Source organism: Streptomyces sp. NPDC006458 (assembly GCF_040612135.1).
Lineage (GTDB): Bacteria > Actinomycetota > Actinomycetes > Streptomycetales > Streptomycetaceae > Streptomyces.
Window position 1 is genome coordinate 80,944 of the sequence record NZ_JBEXPR010000028.1, and the last position, 17,057, is coordinate 98,000.

Annotated in this window: 18 protein-coding genes; 12 read left to right on the forward strand and 6 right to left on the reverse strand. The window is 70.5% G+C overall.

Going from position 1 to position 17,057, the window contains the following annotated elements; all coding sequences use genetic code 11:
- Nucleotides 1-4: 4 nt before the first annotated feature.
- From ABZZ79_RS31230 to glgB, 9 genes are all read left to right on the forward strand, one after another.
- On the forward strand, nt 5-1,843 hold the full coding sequence (locus ABZZ79_RS31230; protein ID WP_356694479.1) for an AGE family epimerase/isomerase: 1,839 nt from the start codon (nt 5-7) through the stop codon (nt 1,841-1,843).
- On the forward strand, nt 1,840-2,181 hold the full coding sequence (locus ABZZ79_RS31235) for an STAS domain-containing protein (RefSeq protein WP_356694481.1): 342 nt from the start codon (nt 1,840-1,842) through the stop codon (nt 2,179-2,181). Before ABZZ79_RS31230 ends, ABZZ79_RS31235 begins: the two co-directional genes overlap by 4 nt.
- On the forward strand, nt 2,178-4,298 hold the full coding sequence (glgX, locus tag ABZZ79_RS31240) for a glycogen debranching protein GlgX (protein ID WP_356694483.1): 2,121 nt from the start codon (nt 2,178-2,180) through the stop codon (nt 4,296-4,298). The genes ABZZ79_RS31235 and glgX overlap by 4 nt, the downstream gene beginning before the upstream one ends.
- Nucleotides 4,299-4,343: 45 nt before the next feature.
- Nucleotides 4,344-4,655, forward strand: a complete 312-nt coding sequence (locus ABZZ79_RS31245) for an anti-sigma factor antagonist (protein WP_356694485.1) — start codon at nt 4,344-4,346, stop codon at nt 4,653-4,655.
- Nucleotides 4,656-4,665: 10 nt separating this feature from the next.
- A complete protein-coding gene (locus tag ABZZ79_RS31250) occupies nt 4,666-5,253 on the forward strand; it encodes an ATP-binding protein (protein ID WP_356694487.1) in 588 nt (195 codons plus the stop codon).
- An 11-nt stretch (nt 5,254-5,264) separates the two neighbouring features.
- On the forward strand, nt 5,265-6,515 hold the full coding sequence (locus ABZZ79_RS31255) for a SpoIIE family protein phosphatase (RefSeq protein ID WP_356694489.1): 1,251 nt from the start codon (nt 5,265-5,267) through the stop codon (nt 6,513-6,515).
- Between the two features lie 106 nt (nt 6,516-6,621).
- Nucleotides 6,622-7,392: a MinD/ParA family protein gene (locus ABZZ79_RS31260; RefSeq protein WP_356694491.1), complete on the forward strand. Its 771-nt coding sequence runs from the start codon at nt 6,622-6,624 to the stop codon at nt 7,390-7,392.
- Nucleotides 7,393-7,556: 164 nt separating this feature from the next.
- Nucleotides 7,557-9,593 (forward strand): alpha-1,4-glucan--maltose-1-phosphate maltosyltransferase, encoded by a 2,037-nt coding sequence (locus tag ABZZ79_RS31265; protein ID WP_356694493.1) that lies wholly within the window; start codon nt 7,557-7,559, stop codon nt 9,591-9,593.
- Nucleotides 9,590-11,773, forward strand: coding sequence for a 1,4-alpha-glucan branching protein GlgB (gene glgB / locus ABZZ79_RS31270; RefSeq protein ID WP_356694495.1), 2,184 nt, complete (start codon nt 9,590-9,592; stop codon nt 11,771-11,773). The genes ABZZ79_RS31265 and glgB overlap by 4 nt, the downstream gene beginning before the upstream one ends.
- Here the strand turns inward: glgB and ABZZ79_RS31275 are convergent.
- The 4 genes from ABZZ79_RS31275 to ABZZ79_RS31290 form a co-directional block, all read right to left on the reverse strand.
- Nucleotides 11,751-12,230 carry an NUDIX hydrolase gene (locus ABZZ79_RS31275; RefSeq protein WP_356694497.1) on the reverse strand — a complete coding sequence of 160 codons (480 nt, stop codon included), beginning with the start codon at nt 12,228-12,230 and terminating at the stop codon, nt 11,751-11,753. The genes glgB and ABZZ79_RS31275 overlap by 23 nt on opposite strands.
- A gap of 18 nt (nt 12,231-12,248) precedes the next feature.
- Complete coding sequence (locus tag ABZZ79_RS31280; RefSeq protein WP_356694499.1) at nt 12,249-12,461, reverse strand: sulfatase-like hydrolase/transferase; 213 nt, start codon at nt 12,459-12,461, stop codon at nt 12,249-12,251.
- A 119-nt stretch (nt 12,462-12,580) separates the two neighbouring features.
- Nucleotides 12,581-12,802, reverse strand: coding sequence for a DUF397 domain-containing protein (locus tag ABZZ79_RS31285; RefSeq protein ID WP_356694501.1), 222 nt, complete (start codon nt 12,800-12,802; stop codon nt 12,581-12,583).
- Nucleotides 12,777-13,628 (reverse strand): helix-turn-helix transcriptional regulator, encoded by an 852-nt coding sequence (locus ABZZ79_RS31290; protein WP_356694503.1) that lies wholly within the window; start codon nt 13,626-13,628, stop codon nt 12,777-12,779. The genes ABZZ79_RS31285 and ABZZ79_RS31290 overlap by 26 nt, the downstream gene beginning before the upstream one ends.
- A gap of 290 nt (nt 13,629-13,918) precedes the next feature.
- Here ABZZ79_RS31290 and ABZZ79_RS31295 point away from each other — a divergent pair, with 290 nt between their 5' ends.
- The gene (locus ABZZ79_RS31295) at nt 13,919-14,092 is read left to right on the forward strand and encodes a hypothetical protein (RefSeq protein WP_356694505.1); all 174 of its coding nucleotides are present in this window, start codon (nt 13,919-13,921) and stop codon (nt 14,090-14,092) included.
- Entirely contained in the window at nt 14,089-14,442 is a 354-nt protein-coding gene (locus tag ABZZ79_RS31300) for a hypothetical protein (protein ID WP_356694507.1), read from the forward strand. Before ABZZ79_RS31295 ends, ABZZ79_RS31300 begins: the two co-directional genes overlap by 4 nt.
- Before the next feature lie 667 nt (nt 14,443-15,109).
- On the opposite strand, the gene ABZZ79_RS31305 is transcribed toward ABZZ79_RS31300, so the two are convergent.
- Both ABZZ79_RS31305 and ABZZ79_RS31310 read right to left on the reverse strand, forming a co-directional pair.
- Nucleotides 15,110-15,370: a hypothetical protein gene (locus ABZZ79_RS31305; RefSeq protein WP_356694509.1), complete on the reverse strand. Its 261-nt coding sequence runs from the start codon at nt 15,368-15,370 to the stop codon at nt 15,110-15,112.
- Nucleotides 15,367-15,582: a phage major capsid protein gene (locus tag ABZZ79_RS31310; protein WP_356694511.1), complete on the reverse strand. Its 216-nt coding sequence runs from the start codon at nt 15,580-15,582 to the stop codon at nt 15,367-15,369. The genes ABZZ79_RS31305 and ABZZ79_RS31310 overlap by 4 nt, the downstream gene beginning before the upstream one ends.
- Before the next feature lie 99 nt (nt 15,583-15,681).
- Here ABZZ79_RS31310 and ABZZ79_RS31315 point away from each other — a divergent pair, with 99 nt between their 5' ends.
- Nucleotides 15,682-17,031, forward strand: coding sequence for a hypothetical protein (locus ABZZ79_RS31315; RefSeq protein WP_356694513.1), 1,350 nt, complete (start codon nt 15,682-15,684; stop codon nt 17,029-17,031).
- Nucleotides 17,032-17,057 lie beyond the last annotated feature (26 nt).

Sequence of the window (17,057 nt, forward strand, 5' to 3'; positions counted from 1 at the left end):
ACCGATGTCCAACACCGTGACCTTCTCCTTCTCCGACACCATCGCCGGCCGCGTCACCGCCTTCGACCGCGAGGCCCGCGAGGTCACCGTCGCCACCGCCGACGCGCGCACCTTCACCATCGCCCTGGACGGCGGCCCGAGCGCGGAGCTGCTGCACAACCTGGGCGAGCCCTACCAGGACGCCTCCGGCCACATCGACGACCTGCTCACGCCCGGCCGCTATCTGCTGGCGTACGGCATCTACTACCCGAAGGGCACGGGCCTGCGGTTCGAGGCCAAGCGCCTGGTGTTCGTGGGCCGCGACGGCGACGACCGCCGCTTCGAGGAGACCGGCTGGTGGGTGCGGCAGATCCGGGAGATCGCCGCGTTCTACCGCAGGGCCCAGTTCGGCGACGGGCCCGTCGACTTCGCGCGGTACCGCACCGAGATCCGGCTCAGCGGCGACAAGACCGCCAGCCATGTGCAGGAGACCGACACGATCTCCCGGCTGGTGTACGGCATGGCCTCGGCGTTCCTGCTCACCGGCGACGACGAGTACCTGGAGGTCGCCGAGCGGGGCACCGAGTACCTGCGCGAACATATGCGGTTCGTCGACACCGACGAGAACGTCGTGTACTGGTACCACGGCCTGAAGGTCGACGGGGACACCGAGAAGAAGCTGTTCACCTCGGAGTTCTCCGACGACTACGACGCGCTGCCCGCCTACGAGCAGATCTACGCCCTGGCCGGCCCGGTCCAGACCTACCGGGTCACCGGCGACCCGCGTATCAAGGCCGACGCGGACGCCACGATCCGGCTGTTCGACCGCTTCTACCTGGACCCCGAGAACGGCGGCTACTTCAGCCACATCGACCCGATCCTGCTCTCCCCCGAGCACGAGTCGCTGGGCCCCAACCGTGCCCGCAAGAACTGGAACTCCGTCGGCGACCACGCCCCCGCCTATCTGATCAACCTGTACCTCGCGACGGGCGACAAGGCATACGCCGACATGCTGGAGTACACCTTCGACACCATCGTCGAGCACTTCCCGGACCCGGAGACCAGCCCCTTCGTCCAGGAGCGCTTCCACAAGGACTGGTCGCACGACACCACCCACGGCTGGCAGCAGAACCGCGCGGTCGTCGGCCACAACCTGAAGATCGCCTGGAACCTGATACGCATGCACGCCCTGCGCCCCAAGGACGGCTATCTCCAACTGGCCACCGGCATCGGCGAGACCATGCCCGCGGTGGGCAGCGACCGCCAGCGCGGCGGCTGGTACGACGTGGTGGAGCGGCTGCGGGCCGAGGGCGAGGAGCAGTTCCGCTTCACCTGGCACGACCGCAAGGCCTGGTGGCAGCAGGAGCAGGCGATCCTCGCCTACCTCATCCTGCACGGCTCGACCGGCCGCGAGGACTTCCGCACCGAGGCCCGTGACGCCCAGTCCTTCTACAACGCCTTCTTCCTCGACCACGACGAGGGCGCCGTCTACTTCAACACCCTCGCGAACGGCCTGCCGTACCTGCTGGGCGTGGAGCGGCTCAAGGGCAGCCACTCGATGTCGATGTACCACTCGGCCGAGCTGTGCTACCTCGCCGCCGTCTACAACAACCTGCTGATCAACGGCAACGCGATGGACTTCTGGTTCAAGCCCGACCCCGCCGACCTGCCCGAGCGGCTGCTGCGCGTCGCGCCCGACCTGCTGCCGCCCGGCGCGGTGCGCATCGAGGACGTGGAGATCGACGGCGAGCCGCACAAGGACTTCGACGCCGACGCGCTGACCGTGCGCCTGCCCGAGACCTCGGGACGGGTGAAGGTCAGGGTGCGCCTCACCCCACAGACCCCCACGGAGGTGACGGGATGACCGTCAAGCTCACGTCCCGGATGGAGGGCACCGCCTGCGTGGTCGCCCTGGAGGGCGAGATCAACTCGACCACCTCCGGCGGGCTCCAGGCCCAGCTGCTGCCCTTCATCGGCCACGACTCGCGGGTGCTGCTCGATGTGAGCGGCGTCAGCTACATCTCCAGCGCCGGGCTGCGCACCCTGCTCATCGTGCACCGCAGGGCGCAGCAGCTGTCGGCCGTGGTCACCCTGGTCGGGCTGTCGGAGGAGGTGCGGTTCGTGATGTCCGCGACCGGCTTCCTGGACTTCTTCGAGATCGCCGACGACCTCGGCGCCGCACTGGAACGCGCGGCCCGATGACCGTCCAGGACATGCGAGAGCGCGTCGACAGCTATCCGACGCGCCGGATCTCCGGTTACCGGGTGCGCGCGGGACGTCCCTTCCCGTACGGCGCGCACCCGGTGCCGGGCGGGATCACGTTCTGCGTGTACTCCGACCGCGCCACCGCGATGAGCCTGCTGCTCTTCGAACCGGGCGCCAAGGAGCCGTACGCGGAGCTGCCGTTCCCGCCCGAGTTCCGCATCGGCAGCGTGTACGCCATGACGGTGTTCGGCCTGGACGCCGAGCACCTGGAGTACGGCTTCCGCGCCGACGGCCCCTTCGACCCGGGCGCCGGCGACCGCTTCGACGCGGCCAAGGTGCTCAGCGACCCCTACGCCCGGCTGGTGTCCGGCCGGGACGTGTGGGGCGAGGAGCCGGACTGGTCGGACGTCTACCAGTACCGCGCCCGGATCCCCGACGACGACTTCGACTGGGGCGACGACACCCCGCTGAACATCCCCACCGAGGACCTCATCGTCTACGAGACGCACGTACGCGGCTTCACCCGGCACCCCTCCTCGCAGGTGTCGGCGCCGGGCACCTACGCGGGCCTGCGCGAGAAAATCCCCTACCTGCGTGAACTGGGCGTCAACTGCGTGGAGTTGCTGCCCGTCTTCGAGTTCGACGAGCTGGACAACCCGCGCACCAACCCCGTCACCGGTGAGCGGCTGCACAACTTCTGGGGCTACAACACCGTCTCGTTCTTCGCGCCCAAGGCGGGCTACGCGGCCACCGGACGCTTCGGCATGCAGGCCGACGAGTTCAAGACGCTGGTGAAGGACCTGCACCGGGCGGGCATCGAGGTCGTCCTGGACGTGGTGTTCAACCACACCGCGGAGGGCAACGAGCAGGGCCCGACGATCTCCTTCCGCGGCCTGGACAACGCCACGTACTACATGCTCACCCCGCACGGGGAGTACTACAACTTCTCCGGCACCGGCAACACGGTCAACTGCAACCACCCGGTGGTGCGCGACTTCGTGCTGTCCTGCCTGCGCTACTGGGTGTCCGAGTACCACATCGACGGCTTCCGCTTCGACCTCGCCTCGATCCTGGACCGGGCCCCCGACGGCACCCCGCTGCCCAACCCGCCCCTGCTGGAGCAGCTCGCCGCCGACCCGGTCCTCAGGCACACCAAGCTGATCGCCGAGGCATGGGACGCGGCCGGGCTCTACCAGGTCGGACACTTCCCCAACTACGGCCGCTGGTCGGAGTGGAACGGCAAGTACCGCGACACCGTCCGCAGGTTCGTCAAGGGCGAGCCCGGACTGGTCGGCGAGCTCGCCACCCGGATGGCCGGCTCCCCCGACCTCTACCAGGGCCGCACCTCCTCGGCGTCGGTCAACTTCATCACCGCGCACGACGGGTTCACGCTCTACGACCTGGTGTCGTACAACGACAAGCACAACGACGCCAACGGCGAGAACAACGGCGACGGCGCCAACGACAACAACAGCTGGAACTGCGGCGAGGAGGGCCCGAGCGCCTCCGAGCACGTCCGCGCCCTGCGTCTGCGGCAGATGAAGAACCTGCTGGCCATCCTGCTCACCAGCCAGGGCGTGCCGATGTTCGTGGCCGGCGACGAGGTCGGCCGCACCCAGCTCGGCAACAACAACACCTACTGCCAGGACAACGAACTGTCCTGGTTCGACTGGGGCCTGGTCGAGGCCAACGCCGAACTCCTGGCCTTCACCCAGGCGTTGATCGCCTTCCGGCACGCCCACCCGGTGCTGCGCAGCGCGGCGCACCCGACCGGCGCCGACCGCGTCGGCAGCGGCTACCCGGACATCAGCTGGCACGGTGTGCACGCCTGGTCCCCGGACTGGTCCAGCCACTGCCGGGTGCTGGCGCTGATGCGCTGCGGCCGGCACGCCAAGGACGGCGCCGCTCCCGACGACCACGTCTACGTCGCCGTCAACGCCCACTGGGAGGGCCACGACCTGGAACTGCCGCAGCTGACCGAGGGCCGGCGGTGGCGGTTGTTCGCCGACACCTCCCAGGCAGCCGCGCACCCGCTCGGCGACGAGCCCCTCCTGCAGCACCCCGGCCGCTACCACCTGGGCCCGCACTCGCTGGTGGTCCTCGTCGGCCGCTGACCCGTCCATGAGACCCCTACGCCCCCGCCAGAAGGAGAGTCCCCCGTGTCTTTCGAAGTGAAGCTCAGGGTCAACGAACGCGTCGCCGGCATCGAACTCAGCGGTGAGCTCGACGCGGCGACCGCGGGCCAGTTCCACGACACCGTCGACGAGGCCGCGGCCTCGGGCGCGATCGAGCTGGTGATCCGCGCCGAGAAGCTGTCCTACCTGTCCAGCGCGGGTCTGCGCGCGCTGGTCTTCGCCCGTCAGAAGATGGGCGACGACGTGCGCATCGCCGTCGTCGGGGCGCCGGAGGCCGTCACCCGGACCATCCGCCTGGCCGGGTTCGACCACAGCATCGACCTCGTCGACGTGTGAGGGCGGGCCGATGGCGATCGACCACGGAGCGCCGTCGTCCGCGGCCGGGGTCCCCGCCCAGGCGGCCCGCGGCGTACGCGCCTTGGGCGGTGTCCGCCGCACGGCCGCGGAGTACGCGGTGACCGCGGCCCGCATCAAGGTACGCGCCGAGCTGGAGGAACTCGACCGGGTCGCCACGTTCGTGCGTGACGTCGGCCGCCGCGCCGGGCTGGGCGACAGCGCCCTGTACCGGCTGCGGCTGGCCGCGGACGAGCTGGCGACCAACATCGTCGTGCACGGATACCGGGGCCGCTCGGGCGAGATCGCCGTGGACGCGGCGATCGAGCACGACCGGCTCTGGGTCCGCCTCCAGGACGACGCCCCCGCCTTCGACCCGCATCAGGGCATGCGCGCTCCCGAACTGGGCGCGCCGCTGTCCGAGCGGCGGGTGGGAGGCCTCGGCGTGTACCTCGCCGTGACGGCGGTGGACGAGTTCCGGTACGAGCTGGTCGCCGGACGCAACGTGAGCACGCTGGTGATGCTGCTCGCCGACCGGGGCGGTGACGGACGTCCGCCCGGTCCGCGGGGCGGCCCAGTCGACGAGCCGACAGCGGAGTAGACGAGGCGGAGATGGTGCAGACGAAGGTGCTGGTTCTGGGCGAGCAGCGCACTGTGCCCCCGGACCTGCACGACGCCCTGGAACGGGTGGGGGCCGAGGTGCACGTGCGCAGCCCCGGCGAGGTGTTGTCCGCCTCGCCGGGGCGGCTGCCCGAGGTGACGGTGGTCCTCGCCCACGCGGAACTGACCCCGCACACCGTACGGGCGGTGACGCGCAGACTGGACGACGAGGGACAGCAGCCGGCGGTGGTGGCCTACGCGGAGCAGGACCTGCATCTGCTCGACAGCCATGTGCACGCCGGAGCCGACTACCTCGTCCCGCCGTTCCACACCCATCTGGTGCGCGCGCGCCTGCGCGACTGCCACCAGAAGGTGCAGTTCAGCCGGACGATGGAGGACGTGGCCGCGCACGCGGAACTGCTCTCCTACGAGCGGGAACTGGAGATCGGCCGGGAGATCCAGATGGGTTTCCTGCCCGACGACCTGCCCAGCCCCGACGACTGGGAGATCCATGTGCGCTTCCGGCCGGCCCGCACGGTCGCCGGTGACTTCTACGACGTCTTCGAGATCGTCAACCGGCGCCGGCTGGCCCTGGTCGTGGCCGACGTGTGCGACAAGGGGGTCGGCGCGGCGCTGTTCATGGCTCTGATCCGCTCACTGCTGCGGCACACCGCCGAGCAGAGCGGCCTGCAGTCGCTGATCGCGGCCGAGCTGATGGGAGAGGAGACGACCTGGGCCGAGCACAGCCGGGCCATCCCGGTGGTCGGGGCGACGCCCCTGCTGAACGCGGTCGTGGGCACGAACAACTACCTGACCCGCAACCACATCCGGCAGGGCTACTTCGCCACCATGTTCTTCGGTGTGCTCGACCCGGCCACCGGCAACCTGGTCTACATCAACGGCGGCCACAACCCGCCGGTGCTGCTCAGCGAGAGCGGGGCGAAACCGGTGCTGCTCCAGCCGACCGGACCGGCCGTCGGAGTCATCCCGGACGTCGACTTCTCCCTCGGCTACGCCCACATCAGCCCCGGCGACACCCTGTTCATCTACACCGACGGGGTCACCGAGGCCCGTTCGGCGTCCGGCACGTTCTTCGGCGAGGACGAGATGATCCGGCAGCTGACCGAGGCCACACTGCGCGGCGAGGCGCTGCTGGACCACATGGACGGCGCGCTCAGCGAGTTCGTCGGCTCGGCCGAGCAGTCCGACGACATCACGATGATGGCCGTCCACTGGCGCACGCCGGGGGCGCGGAGCGAGTGAGGAGGCGACGTGCGGCGGATCCGCTCGGGGCTCGTCGGCCAGGGCCTGGCCACGCGCCGCCGACATGATCCGGAAAACAGGCCCTAGAGCTGACAGGTGGGGAGCGATGTCGCAGATCATCACCGTGCACTCCTATCGAGGGGGCACCGGCAAGTCGAGCACGGCCGCCAACCTGGCGCTGCTGCTGGCCGCGTCCGGCCGCCGGGTGGCGCTGGTGGACACGGACATCCACACACCCGCCCTGGACGTGATCTTCGACGGGTCGGTGGAACAGGTGCGCCGCCGCTCGCTGACCGACTACCTCATCGGCCGCTGCGAGATCGAGGACGCGGTCTACCCGGCCGACGGCGACTGGGGCCACGACGGGTTCTTCCTCGTCCCGGCCCGCAGCCGCACCGCCGCGGCCGCGGAGATCCTCGGCCGCGGCTACGACGTGGGCCTGCTGCGCGAGGGCTTCGACCGGCTGATCGACTCCCTCGCCCTGGACGTGCTGCTGCTGGACACCCACGCCGGGTTCAACAACGAGACCGTCACGGCGATGGCCAGCTCCGACGACCTGGTCGTGGTGACCCGCGCCGACCGGCTGGACCTGGCGGGCGCCCGCGAGACGGTCGCCCTCGCCGAACGCCTCGGCGGGGTCGGCCTGACCGTGGCGGTGAACATGGCCCCGGGCGGAGTGGTCCAGGAGCGGCTGCACGCGGAGGTCGAGCGCGTCTATGACACCCCTGTCTCGGCCGTCCTGCCGTACGCCCCGGAGATGGCCCTGCTGGCCGGCGAGCGCCTCTTCTGCACGGCGTACCCGCACCACCCGCTCGTCGCCGGCTACCGCCGCATCATCGCCGAGGTCAGCAACGGCACGACGGGGCTCCGCCGGTGAGCCGAGTTCCGCGCGGTTCGTCCGTCGGCCGTCGTTGGGCTGCCGGCCGTAGGGGGCTGGTCGCGGCCCCGCGGCGGAGCAGCATGTCGACACTGCCCCGCGCCCCTTCCGGGCGTCCAGTCCGGCCCGTTTTCAGCGACCGCACCCCCGGTGCGAGGAGGCTCATGATGCAGGAGAAGCGCGTCGCACGGACATTCGCGCCCAGCGTGGGGCGGATTCCCGTGGTGGATGTACGGCCCCGGGTCGACGGGGGACGCAGGCCCGCGCGGGCCGTGCCGGGCGAGGCGTTCGCGGTGTCGGCGACCGTGTTCCGCGAGGGCCATGACGCGGTCGCCGCCAACGTCGTGCTCACCTCCCCCGACGGCACCGAGGGCGAGTGGACGGCGATGCGGCTGCTGGCTCCCGGCACCGACCGGTACGCGGCCTGCGTCAGCGCCGACCGGGAGGGCGACTGGACGTTCCGCGTGGAGGCATGGTCCGACCCGGTCGCCACCTGGCGGCACGCCGCCGACCTCAAGGTGCCCGCCGGTCTGGACGTGCCGCTGATGCTGGAGGAAGGCGCGCTGCTGCTGGAGCGGGCCGCCGACGCCTTCGCGCCGCGCGAGGGCGCCCCGCTGCTCGCCGCGGTACGGCGGCTGCGCGACACCGCGCGGCCCCCGGAGGACCGTCTCGCCGCCGCCTCCGACCCGGTGGTGCTCGCCCTGCTGTCCGCCCGCCCGCTGCGCGAACTGGTCACCCGCTCCGAGGAGCTGCCGCTGCGCGTGGACCGCGAACGGGCCCTGTACGGCGCCTGGTACGAGATGTTCCCGCGCTCCGAGGGCGCGATCGTCCCCGGCAGCCCGTACGCCGACGGACTGCTGCGCGCCCCCCGCTCGGGCACCCTGCGCACCGCCGCGAAACGGCTGGAGGCCGTCGCGGACATGGGCTTCGACGTGGTCTATCTGCCGCCCGTGCACCCCATCGGCGGCACCCACCGCAAGGGCCCCGGCAACACCCTCACCGCCGGCCCGCACGACCCCGGCTCGCCCTGGGCGATCGGCTCCCCGGCCGGCGGGCACGACACGGTCCACCCCGACCTCGGCACCCTCGACGACTTCGACCGCTTCGTGGCCCGCGCGGGCGAACTGGGCCTGGAGGTGGCCCTGGACTTCGCGCTCCAGTGTTCCCCCGACCACCCCTGGGTCACCGAGCACCCCGAGTGGTTCCGGCACCGCCCCGACGGCTCCGTCGCGTACGCCGAGAACCCGCCGAAGAAGTACCAGGACATCTACCCGGTCGACTTCGACACCGACCCCGACGGCCTGCACGAGGAGTGCCTGCGCGTCCTGCGCCACTGGATGGCCCACGGGGTGCGCATCTTCCGCGTGGACAACCCGCACACCAAGCCGGTCGCCTTCTGGGAGCGGCTGATCGCGGCCGTCCACGACACCGACCCCGATGTGCTCTTCCTCGCCGAGGCGTTCACCCGCCCGGCGATGCTGCACACCCTGGCGCGCGTCGGATTCCACCAGTCGTACACCTACTTCACCTGGCGCAACTCCAAGGACGAGGTGGAGTCCTATCTGTCGGAGCTGGCCGGGCTCGGCGGCGAGGAGGCGGCCGCCTACCTGCGGCCCAACCTGTTCGTGAACACCCCCGACATACTGCACGCCTACCTCCAGTACGGCGGCCGGCCCGCCTTCGCCGTCCGCGCGGTGCTCGCCGCGATGGCCGGCCCGAGCTGGGGCATGTACGCGGGCTACGAACTGTTCGAGAACGTGGCCGCCGGGCCGGGCAGCGAGGAGTACCTGGACTCGGAGAAGTACGAGTACCGCCCGCGCGACTGGGAGGGCCGCGAGGCCGCCGGCGACTCGCTCGCCCCGCTGATCCGCACCCTCAACGGGCTGCGCCGCACCCACCCCGCCCTGCACCAGCTGCGCAATCTGCATCTGCACCGCACCGACAACGACGCGGTGATGTGCTTCTCCAAGCGGGACGACACCGACTGGGTGCTGGTCGTGCTCACCCTCGACCCGCACACCGCACGCGAGGCGACCGTCTTCCTCGACCTGCCCGCGCTCGGCCTGGAGCGCTCGGACTCCTTCGAGGTGTACGACGAGCTGTCCGGCCAGAGCTACCACTGGGGCCGCGACAACTACGTGCGCCTCGACCCCCAGACGCAAGTGGCCCATATCTTCACGGACGGGAACCCGCAGACGTGACCACCGCATCGCATGCCCGGGCCCTGCCCGCCACCGACCTCAAGCGCCTCGTCACCGGCGAGATCAGCGACCCGCACGCCCTGCTCGGCCCCCACCCGGGCCCGGACGGGGTGACCCTGCGGGTCCTGCGCCCGCTCGCCGACGCCGTCTACATAACCGACCCGTCCGGCTCCCCCCTGCTGGAGCTGGAGCACGAGTCCGAAGGCGTCTTCACCGGCCTGCTGCCCGGTCCCGGCGTCCCCGACTACCGGATCACCGCCGTCTACGGCGACCAGCTCCACCGCTACGACGACCCCTACCGCTTCCTGCCCACCCTCGGCGAGCTCGACCTGCACCTCGTGCACGAGGGCCGGCACGAGGAACTGTGGCGGGTGCTGGGCGCCAACGTCCGCCGCCACGAGTCGGGCTGGGGCCTGGTCACCGGCACGTCCTTCGCGGTGTGGGCGCCGGGCGCCCGCGCGGTCCGCCTGGTGGGCGACTTCAACCACTGGGACGGCCGCGCCCACCCGATGCGCTCCCTCGGCATCAGTGGCGTCTGGGAACTCTTCGTGCCGGACGCCGGCGACGGCTGCCACTACAAGTACGAGATCCTCACCCCCGACGGCCGCTGGATCCAGAAGGCCGACCCGCTCGCCACCCGCGCGGAGACCGCCCCCGGCACGGCGTCCATCGTCCACACCTCCCGCCACGAGTGGGGCGACACGGCCTGGATGGCCCGCCGAGCCTCCTTCTCCGCGCACCGCGAGCCGCTGAGCGTCTACGAACTGCACCTCGGCTCCTGGCGCCCCGGCCTCGGCTACCGCGAACTCGCCCGCGAACTCCCGGCGTACGTCAAGGCGCTGGGCTTCACCCACGTGGAGTTCCTGCCGGTCGCCGAGCACCCCTTCGGCGGCTCCTGGGGCTACCAGATCACCTCCTACTACGCCCCCGCCGCCCGGCTCGGCGGCCCCGACGACTTCCGTCTCCTGGTCGACGCCCTGCACCAGGCCGGGATCGGCGTCATCCTCGACTGGGTGCCCGCCCACTTCCCGCGCGACGACTGGGCCCTGGCCCGCTTCGACGGCACCCCGCTGTACGAGCACGCCGACCCACGCCGCGGCGAACACCCCGACTGGGGCACCTACGTCTTCGACTACGGCCGCAACGAGGTCCGCAACTTCCTCGTCGCCAACGCCCTCTACTGGATAGAGGAGTTCCACATCGACGGCCTGCGGGTGGACGCGGTCGCCTCCATGCTCTACCTCGACTACTCGCGCGGCGACGGCCAGTGGCTGCCCAACGTCTACGGCGGACGTGAGCAGCTGGAGGCCGTGGAGTTCCTCCAGGAGGTCAACGCCACCGTGCCACGCCGCAACCCCGGCGTGATGACCATCGCGGAGGAGTCCACCTCCTGGGACGGCGTGACCCGGCCCACCGACCACGGCGGTCTCGGCTTCTGCCTGAAGTGGAACATGGGCTGGATGCACGACTCCCTGTCGTACATGTCGAAGGACCCCGTGCACCGCCAGTACCACCACCACGACATGACCTTCGCGATGGTCTACGCGTACTCCGAGAACTTCCTGCTGCCCATCTCCCACGACGAGGTCGTGCACGGCAAGGGCTCCCTCCTGACGCGGATGCCCGGCGACCGCTGGCAGCAGCTCGCCAACCTGCGCGCCTACCTCGCCTTCATGTGGGCTTTCCCGGGCAAGCAACTCCTCTTCATGGGGCAGGAGTTCGCCCAGGAGTCGGAGTGGTCCCACGACCTCGGCCCGGACTGGACGCTGCTGGGCCGCGCCCCGCACGCCGGGGTGCGCGACCTGGTCCGCGACCTCAACCGCGGCTACCAGTCCTCACCCGCCCTGTGGCGCCACGACACCGCGCCGGAGGGCTTCAGCTGGATCGACGCGGACGCCGCCCAGGACAACGTGTACTCGTTCGTCCGCCGCGGGGAGCACGACGAGGTCCTCGTCTGCGTCTGCAACTTCCAGCCGAACCCCCGGCCGGGCTTCCGTGTCGCCCTGCCGCACGCCGGCGAGTGGACGGAGACCCTCAACACGGACGCCCCCGGCTACGGCGGCAGCGGCGTCCTCAACCCGGGCCCCCTCCACGCCACCCCCCACCCCCACCAGGGCTTCCCCGCCAGCACGGAAATCACCCTCCCGCCCCTGGGAGTCACCTGGCTACGCCCCCTGTGACGGCTCCCGGCACCACCGTGCCTTGCGCGAGTGGAGATGACGACCTGGCGGAGAGGAGGAGGGCGAGCGGCCCGGCAGGCAGAAGGAACCGGCCTTCGCGGACGGCCTGAACAGCATCGTCGACTGGCCACCACATCAACTTGAAGTCCTGCTCTGTCTCGGTGAGCCGCTGTGGGCCGAGCGTCAGATCGGTGGCTTCCCACAGGTGTACCTTCGCGGGCGAGGCCAGCGTGATGGCGTACGTTCCGAGCGATCGCCAGGTGCGGGCGGTGACTCCGGCCTCCTCTTTGAGCTCCCGGCGTGCGCAGTCGACCGGAGTCTCATCGGCCTCGAAGCGTCCTCCGGGCAGGAACAGGTACTCGCCTCCGTGGCGGGGGAACTGGGCGCTCAGCACGGCCACGTGGCCGTTCGCGTCGCGGGCCAGGATCACGGAGGCGTCGCGCGTCTCTTCGCTCATGCGGCAGGAGCGTAGCCGTCAGCCGTGCACCCAGGCGGCGTACGGCACGTTGAAGACAGTCGGGTGGGCGATGCCGCGTCCGCGGTAGCCGTCGTCGCCGTACGCGTCGCCGTGGTCGGCGCACATGATGACGAGCCATCGGCCGAGCAGGGCCAGCCCGTCGAGGAGCCGGCCGAGATGTTCGTCGGCATAGGCCAGGGCGGCGGCCTGGGAGGCGGCTGTGTCCGTCAAGGAGCGTTAGACACGTCCTCGGCTCAGTAAGCGTCTGCCCAGCTCAGCGGCCTACCGGCCCCTGCAGCACGTCGGCCCCCGCCGGAAGACGGGGGCCGATCACGAGGTCGGGGGTCAGCTCAGGCGGACAGGTGTCCGCCCTTGATCGCACCGACGAACGACGACCAGCGGTCTGCCGGGAAGACGAGTACCGGACCGCTGGGGATCTTGCTGTCACGTACAGGGACGATGTCAGAAGCGATGGCAATCTTCGGCGACCACTCGACACAACTGCCGCCCCCGTTGCCGCTATACGTAGACTTGACCCACTCCGCGCTAGAGAGGTCGGGTATCGGACTCATCGGGTAGTGCCTCCATTACGGACCGGATGAAAGTCGCAGTGTCGTTTGGCGACAGAGCGCAAGCTCTCAGAAGATCGTAAGCCCGCTGACGTGCCGAGACGGTTGCTCGGTCCTCCAGTAACGTCCCGGTCGAAATGCTCTCTTCGTAGGCCACCTGTGCCCCGTGGTCGAGGGTCATCAACGTCAGCGTGCCCCCTACCAAGGCATGTCCCCCGTGACTGAACGGGAGAACCTGCACAACGCTCGTCGGAGTCAGCGTCAGATCGACCAGGCGCGCCAACTGTGCTCGCATCACGGAGGGACCGCCGAACGACCGTCGCAGCGCTGCCTCATCAAGGATCAGCGCCAGATCGGGCGGTGGGGTGGCCTGCAACAGAGCTTGTCTACTCATGCGCGCGGTCACCAGTTCCTCAACGGCGTTGGGCAGCGCTCTGGGATCGAATGCTACGAACAGAGCACGGGCATATTCCTCGGTCTGGACAAGCCCCGGCACAATCTGACCGGCGTACTCCTGAATGAGGCAGGCTTGAGCCTCAAGTTCCATCCTGCGTCGGAATTGATCGGGGTGGATTTCACGTCGAGCTAGCCCGTACAACTCTGCAAAGATCCCGTCCGTCCCAAAGGCTGCGTCCAGCATGGCTGGAAGTTCAGGCGGGGGCATGGCCTCGGCCGTCTCGATACGGGATACGTGGCTCTTGCTGATGTTGATCACACCGGACAGGGCTTCAAGGCTCATGCCCGCCCGTTCCCTGTAGGAACGCATTTTCGCCCCGAACAGGTGCCGGGCGGACCGGTCTGGTGTCAGCTCGCGCGGTCGTGCACCCATCTGCGCCTCACATTTCCCCAACTCCCGCTCGGGAGATGAACCACCCCTGAGAGTACGCCTGATGAGCAACCCTCAGAACAGACGAGACCCCCGCGACGCTGTGAACGTCCGGGGGCGTGGCCCACGCTTCCAAGGAGCGCAGACTCATGCACTGTATCGCCCGTTTACTCGAACTGCTGGTGTGGTTCTTCAGACCTTCGCGTGGTCGTCATCGTGCGGTCGCGCCTCCTCCGGTGCCCGTGCGGTTGGACGCGCCGACGCCACGCCTGCGCCGGGTTGTGGTGCCTTGTGTGCCGTTGCTGCGGGGTGAGGACACTGAGCTTGTCCGGCCGTATCTGGTGGCGTTCGAGGAGCAGCGGCGGAAGGCGCGGTTGCGGGGCGCGCGGGGGCTGGTCGTCGACGGAGTCAGCGCCGGGGGGCTGCGGGTGCCCGGGGCGGGTGCGGGTGCGGGGGTGGTCCGGTGAGCGGGACGACTGGGGCGGGGCGTATGCGGCTGCTGCCGTTCGGCGGTCCGGACGGCAAGCGCGCGTATCTGTCGTCGGACGGTCCGGACAGCTTCCTGAACAGGTTCGCGGATCTGCTGGAGGCGCGGCAGCTGGACATGGGGGCGCGCATGCTCGTCTTCGCGCGGGAGGCGCTGGAGCGCCCCGGGCTGGATGAGCGCGAGCTGAGGTGGCTGTCGGAGCGGCTGTGCGAGGCGCTGACGGATGCGCTGCGGGTGGCGGAGAGCCGCGAACGTGAGCAGGGGTCCGGCGCGTGCGGCGCGCCGCAGGACGGCGGGGACGCGTCGCAGGACGGCGGGGATGCCGGATGAGCGGGGGCCGGATGACGCTGCGCGTCTACCAAATCTCTGCGGGCGGGGAGGTCACGCCCGGGCGTGCGGAAACCGTGGTGGACGGACGGGGCGGCCCGGTGCCGGTGCGGTCCGTGTTCCCGCCGTGCCGCTGTCCGCGCTGCCGCGCGGACCTGCCGGGCAGGCGTGCGGACGGCGGGGGTTGGTGATGCGCGCCTTCTGCCGCCGTGTACGGCGTCACGCGGGGGCTGTGTCGGTCGTGGTGTGCGTGTGGGTGGCGCTGCCCCTGCTGGCCGTGGCCGTGGTGACCCGCCTGCCGTGAGACCGGCCGTCCGTCCCGCCGCTGCGCCTCCCCCGGGGTGAGGCGGGGTGGACGGCTTCCAGGGCCCCCGGGGGCGGTGGACGGGGTCCCCGGCATCCCCGTTGCTGCCCCCGTGCGGGCCCGTCGGCCCCCGGAGCGTCATCCGTGTGACGCTCCGGGGGCCGTTCTGTTGCCCGGGGCTGTCACCGGTGCGGACGCTCAGGGCTTGGCGCCATGCCCTCGGCGGTGGAGCCCAGTTGCCGCCCTGTGCGGCGGGTGGCAGTGCGAGCAACTCGGAGTCGGTGACGGCGGCCCGCTCGGGCCCGATGTGGTCGGCGGACACCTGCGGGGACCGTGGGGGCGCCTGGAGGCGCTGGACGAGTGCCATTACCTGACTCGCTTCCGTGGTGTGGGCGGGGGCACGGTGTAGGCGTGCTGGCCGGGGTCGTACTCGGCCTTGTCGAGGTCGAGCCAGTCAGGCAGCAGCTCACCCGGCACGAACACCACTTCCCCGCCGTGCGCGGGGGGATGTATGCGCCGGCAGTGCGGCCGGCGGATGGCGCCGGCCCCGTGTGCGCGTTCCTGCGCCCGTATGTCCGCTGCCGCCTCGCGCCGTTCGAGCGCGGTCGGTTCCTGTCCGGGCATCATGAGGCGGCCTTGAGGTAGCGGTACACGGCGAACGCGCGGGGCCGGGCGAGCTGCACGTCCCCGCGCCAGTGCGCCACGATGCCGACCTGTCCGTTCTCCGCGTACCGCTCGGTCAGCGTCTGAATGGTCAGGTCGAGCCGCTGGCCGATGAGGGGTTGGGTGAAGTCTCCGGCGAACAGGTCCGCCATGGTGGTGCCGGTGCCGGGGGTCATGGCTGCGAGGTAATCGCGCGGTCACTGTCTGCGGGTACGGTTGATGGCAGGTGGGACCGTGAACACCGTGAACGCCATGGAACTGTCGGGAGTGATGACATGGCCACGAGGAACCGCACGCCCAACCCTGACCTGGACAGGCTGCTTGAGCAGGCACGATGGACTCGCACGCAGTTGGCGCAGCAAGTCAACCGGCTCGGCCCCCAGGCTGGACTGCACCTGACGTACGACCGGACGGCCGTGGCGCACTGGATCGCTGGTACGCCGCCGAAACCCGAGGTCAGGCCCCTGATTCTTGAAGCCCTCTCCGCTCGGTTAGGCCGGCCCGTCACCCATGCGGAAGCTGGGCTTCAGCCCGCGCGGTCCGGTGGAGCCCCTGAACCGGTCGACACTGTCGAGGAGTTGATCGACCTAGGAAGGGCGGATATGGACCCATCCCGTCGCGCAGTCCTGGCCGCGACCCTGTTCTCCGCCGCGCTCTCCGTGCCCGTGTTCCAGTCGGCCGCCCGGGCCGCGGACGGCCCGGTCAGCCCGGGCAAGGCCACAACCCGGATCGGCGCCTCGCAAGTCGCCTCCGTACGCTCGATGACGGACCGGATCGCGGACATCCTCGACGAGTTCGGCGCCGGCCACGCGCGCCCCATGGCTGCGGCCTTCCTCGTCAACACAGTCGGACCGTGGCTGCGGGCACAGGCGTCCGAACCGGTGAAGCGGGACATGCTCGCAGCGGCCTCGGACCTGACCTACCTCACGGGCTGGATGGCCATGTACGAGAAGTCCCACGGGCTGGGACAGACGTACTACACCAAAGCACTCAAACTCGCCGACGAGGCGGGTGATCACCTCACCTACTGCCGCACCCTGCGCGGCATGTCACTCCAGGCGTCGAACCTGAGGCACGGGCGAATGGCGCTGGAGCTGGCCGATTCGGCAGCTGAGGCCGCACCGTCGGCCGGCCCCCGCCTGGTGGCGTTCCTGCGCGGACAGCAGGCGCACGCGGCGTCCATGGTGGGGGACCGGCGTCAGGCCCACAACCGGCTGCGCGAGGCCGAGGTGGCACTGTCACAGGCGGACGACCGGCGCGACGCGATCGGCGGCTACGACCAGACCGCCTACCTCTTCCACGTCTCTCACGTGCTCATGGAGGAAGGCGACCTGCCAGGCAGCATCGCCGCCATGAAGCAGTCCATCCGCGTGCAGCCCGCCCAGGAGCGCCAGGGACGCGTCCACGCTTACGCGGTCCTCGCGCAGCGCCAACTGCGGCATGGGCACGTGGAAGCCGCGTGCGACTCGTGGCTGCACTTCCTCGACGAGTACGAGCACGTCTCGTCAGTCCGCGGTGACGACCACTTCACCACGATGCGCACGGACCTCGCGCCCTACGCCAAGACGCGCGCAGTGCGGGAGCTCGCAGGCCGGACGCGTGAGGTCGCAGCGGCCAAGGCCTGAGAGGGCATGTGGTCTAGGCGGAAGGC

Bases quoted from the DNA above. Each gene is read 5' to 3' on its own strand.
- ABZZ79_RS31230 (WP_356694479.1), top strand. From the start codon at position 5: ATGTCCAACACCGTGACCTTCTCCTTCTCCGACACCATCGCCGGCCGC.
- ABZZ79_RS31260 (WP_356694491.1), top strand. From the start codon at position 6,622: ATGTCGCAGATCATCACCGTGCACTCCTATCGAGGGGGCACCGGCAAG.
- ABZZ79_RS31255 (WP_356694489.1), top strand. From the start codon at position 5,265: ATGGTGCAGACGAAGGTGCTGGTTCTGGGCGAGCAGCGCACTGTGCCC.
- glgX (WP_356694483.1), top strand. From the start codon at position 2,178: ATGACCGTCCAGGACATGCGAGAGCGCGTCGACAGCTATCCGACGCGC.
- ABZZ79_RS31315 (WP_356694513.1), top strand. From the start codon at position 15,682: ATGGCCACGAGGAACCGCACGCCCAACCCTGACCTGGACAGGCTGCTT.
- ABZZ79_RS31250 (WP_356694487.1), top strand. From the start codon at position 4,666: ATGGCGATCGACCACGGAGCGCCGTCGTCCGCGGCCGGGGTCCCCGCC.
- ABZZ79_RS31275 (WP_356694497.1), bottom strand. From the start codon at position 12,230: ATGAGCGAAGAGACGCGCGACGCCTCCGTGATCCTGGCCCGCGACGCG.
- ABZZ79_RS31235 (WP_356694481.1), top strand. From the start codon at position 1,840: ATGACCGTCAAGCTCACGTCCCGGATGGAGGGCACCGCCTGCGTGGTC.
- ABZZ79_RS31285 (WP_356694501.1), bottom strand. From the start codon at position 12,802: ATGAGTCCGATACCCGACCTCTCTAGCGCGGAGTGGGTCAAGTCTACG.
- ABZZ79_RS31310 (WP_356694511.1), bottom strand. From the start codon at position 15,582: ATGACCCCCGGCACCGGCACCACCATGGCGGACCTGTTCGCCGGAGAC.
- ABZZ79_RS31265 (WP_356694493.1), top strand. From the start codon at position 7,557: ATGATGCAGGAGAAGCGCGTCGCACGGACATTCGCGCCCAGCGTGGGG.
- ABZZ79_RS31305 (WP_356694509.1), bottom strand. From the start codon at position 15,370: ATGATGCCCGGACAGGAACCGACCGCGCTCGAACGGCGCGAGGCGGCA.
- ABZZ79_RS31290 (WP_356694503.1), bottom strand. From the start codon at position 13,628: ATGGGTGCACGACCGCGCGAGCTGACACCAGACCGGTCCGCCCGGCAC.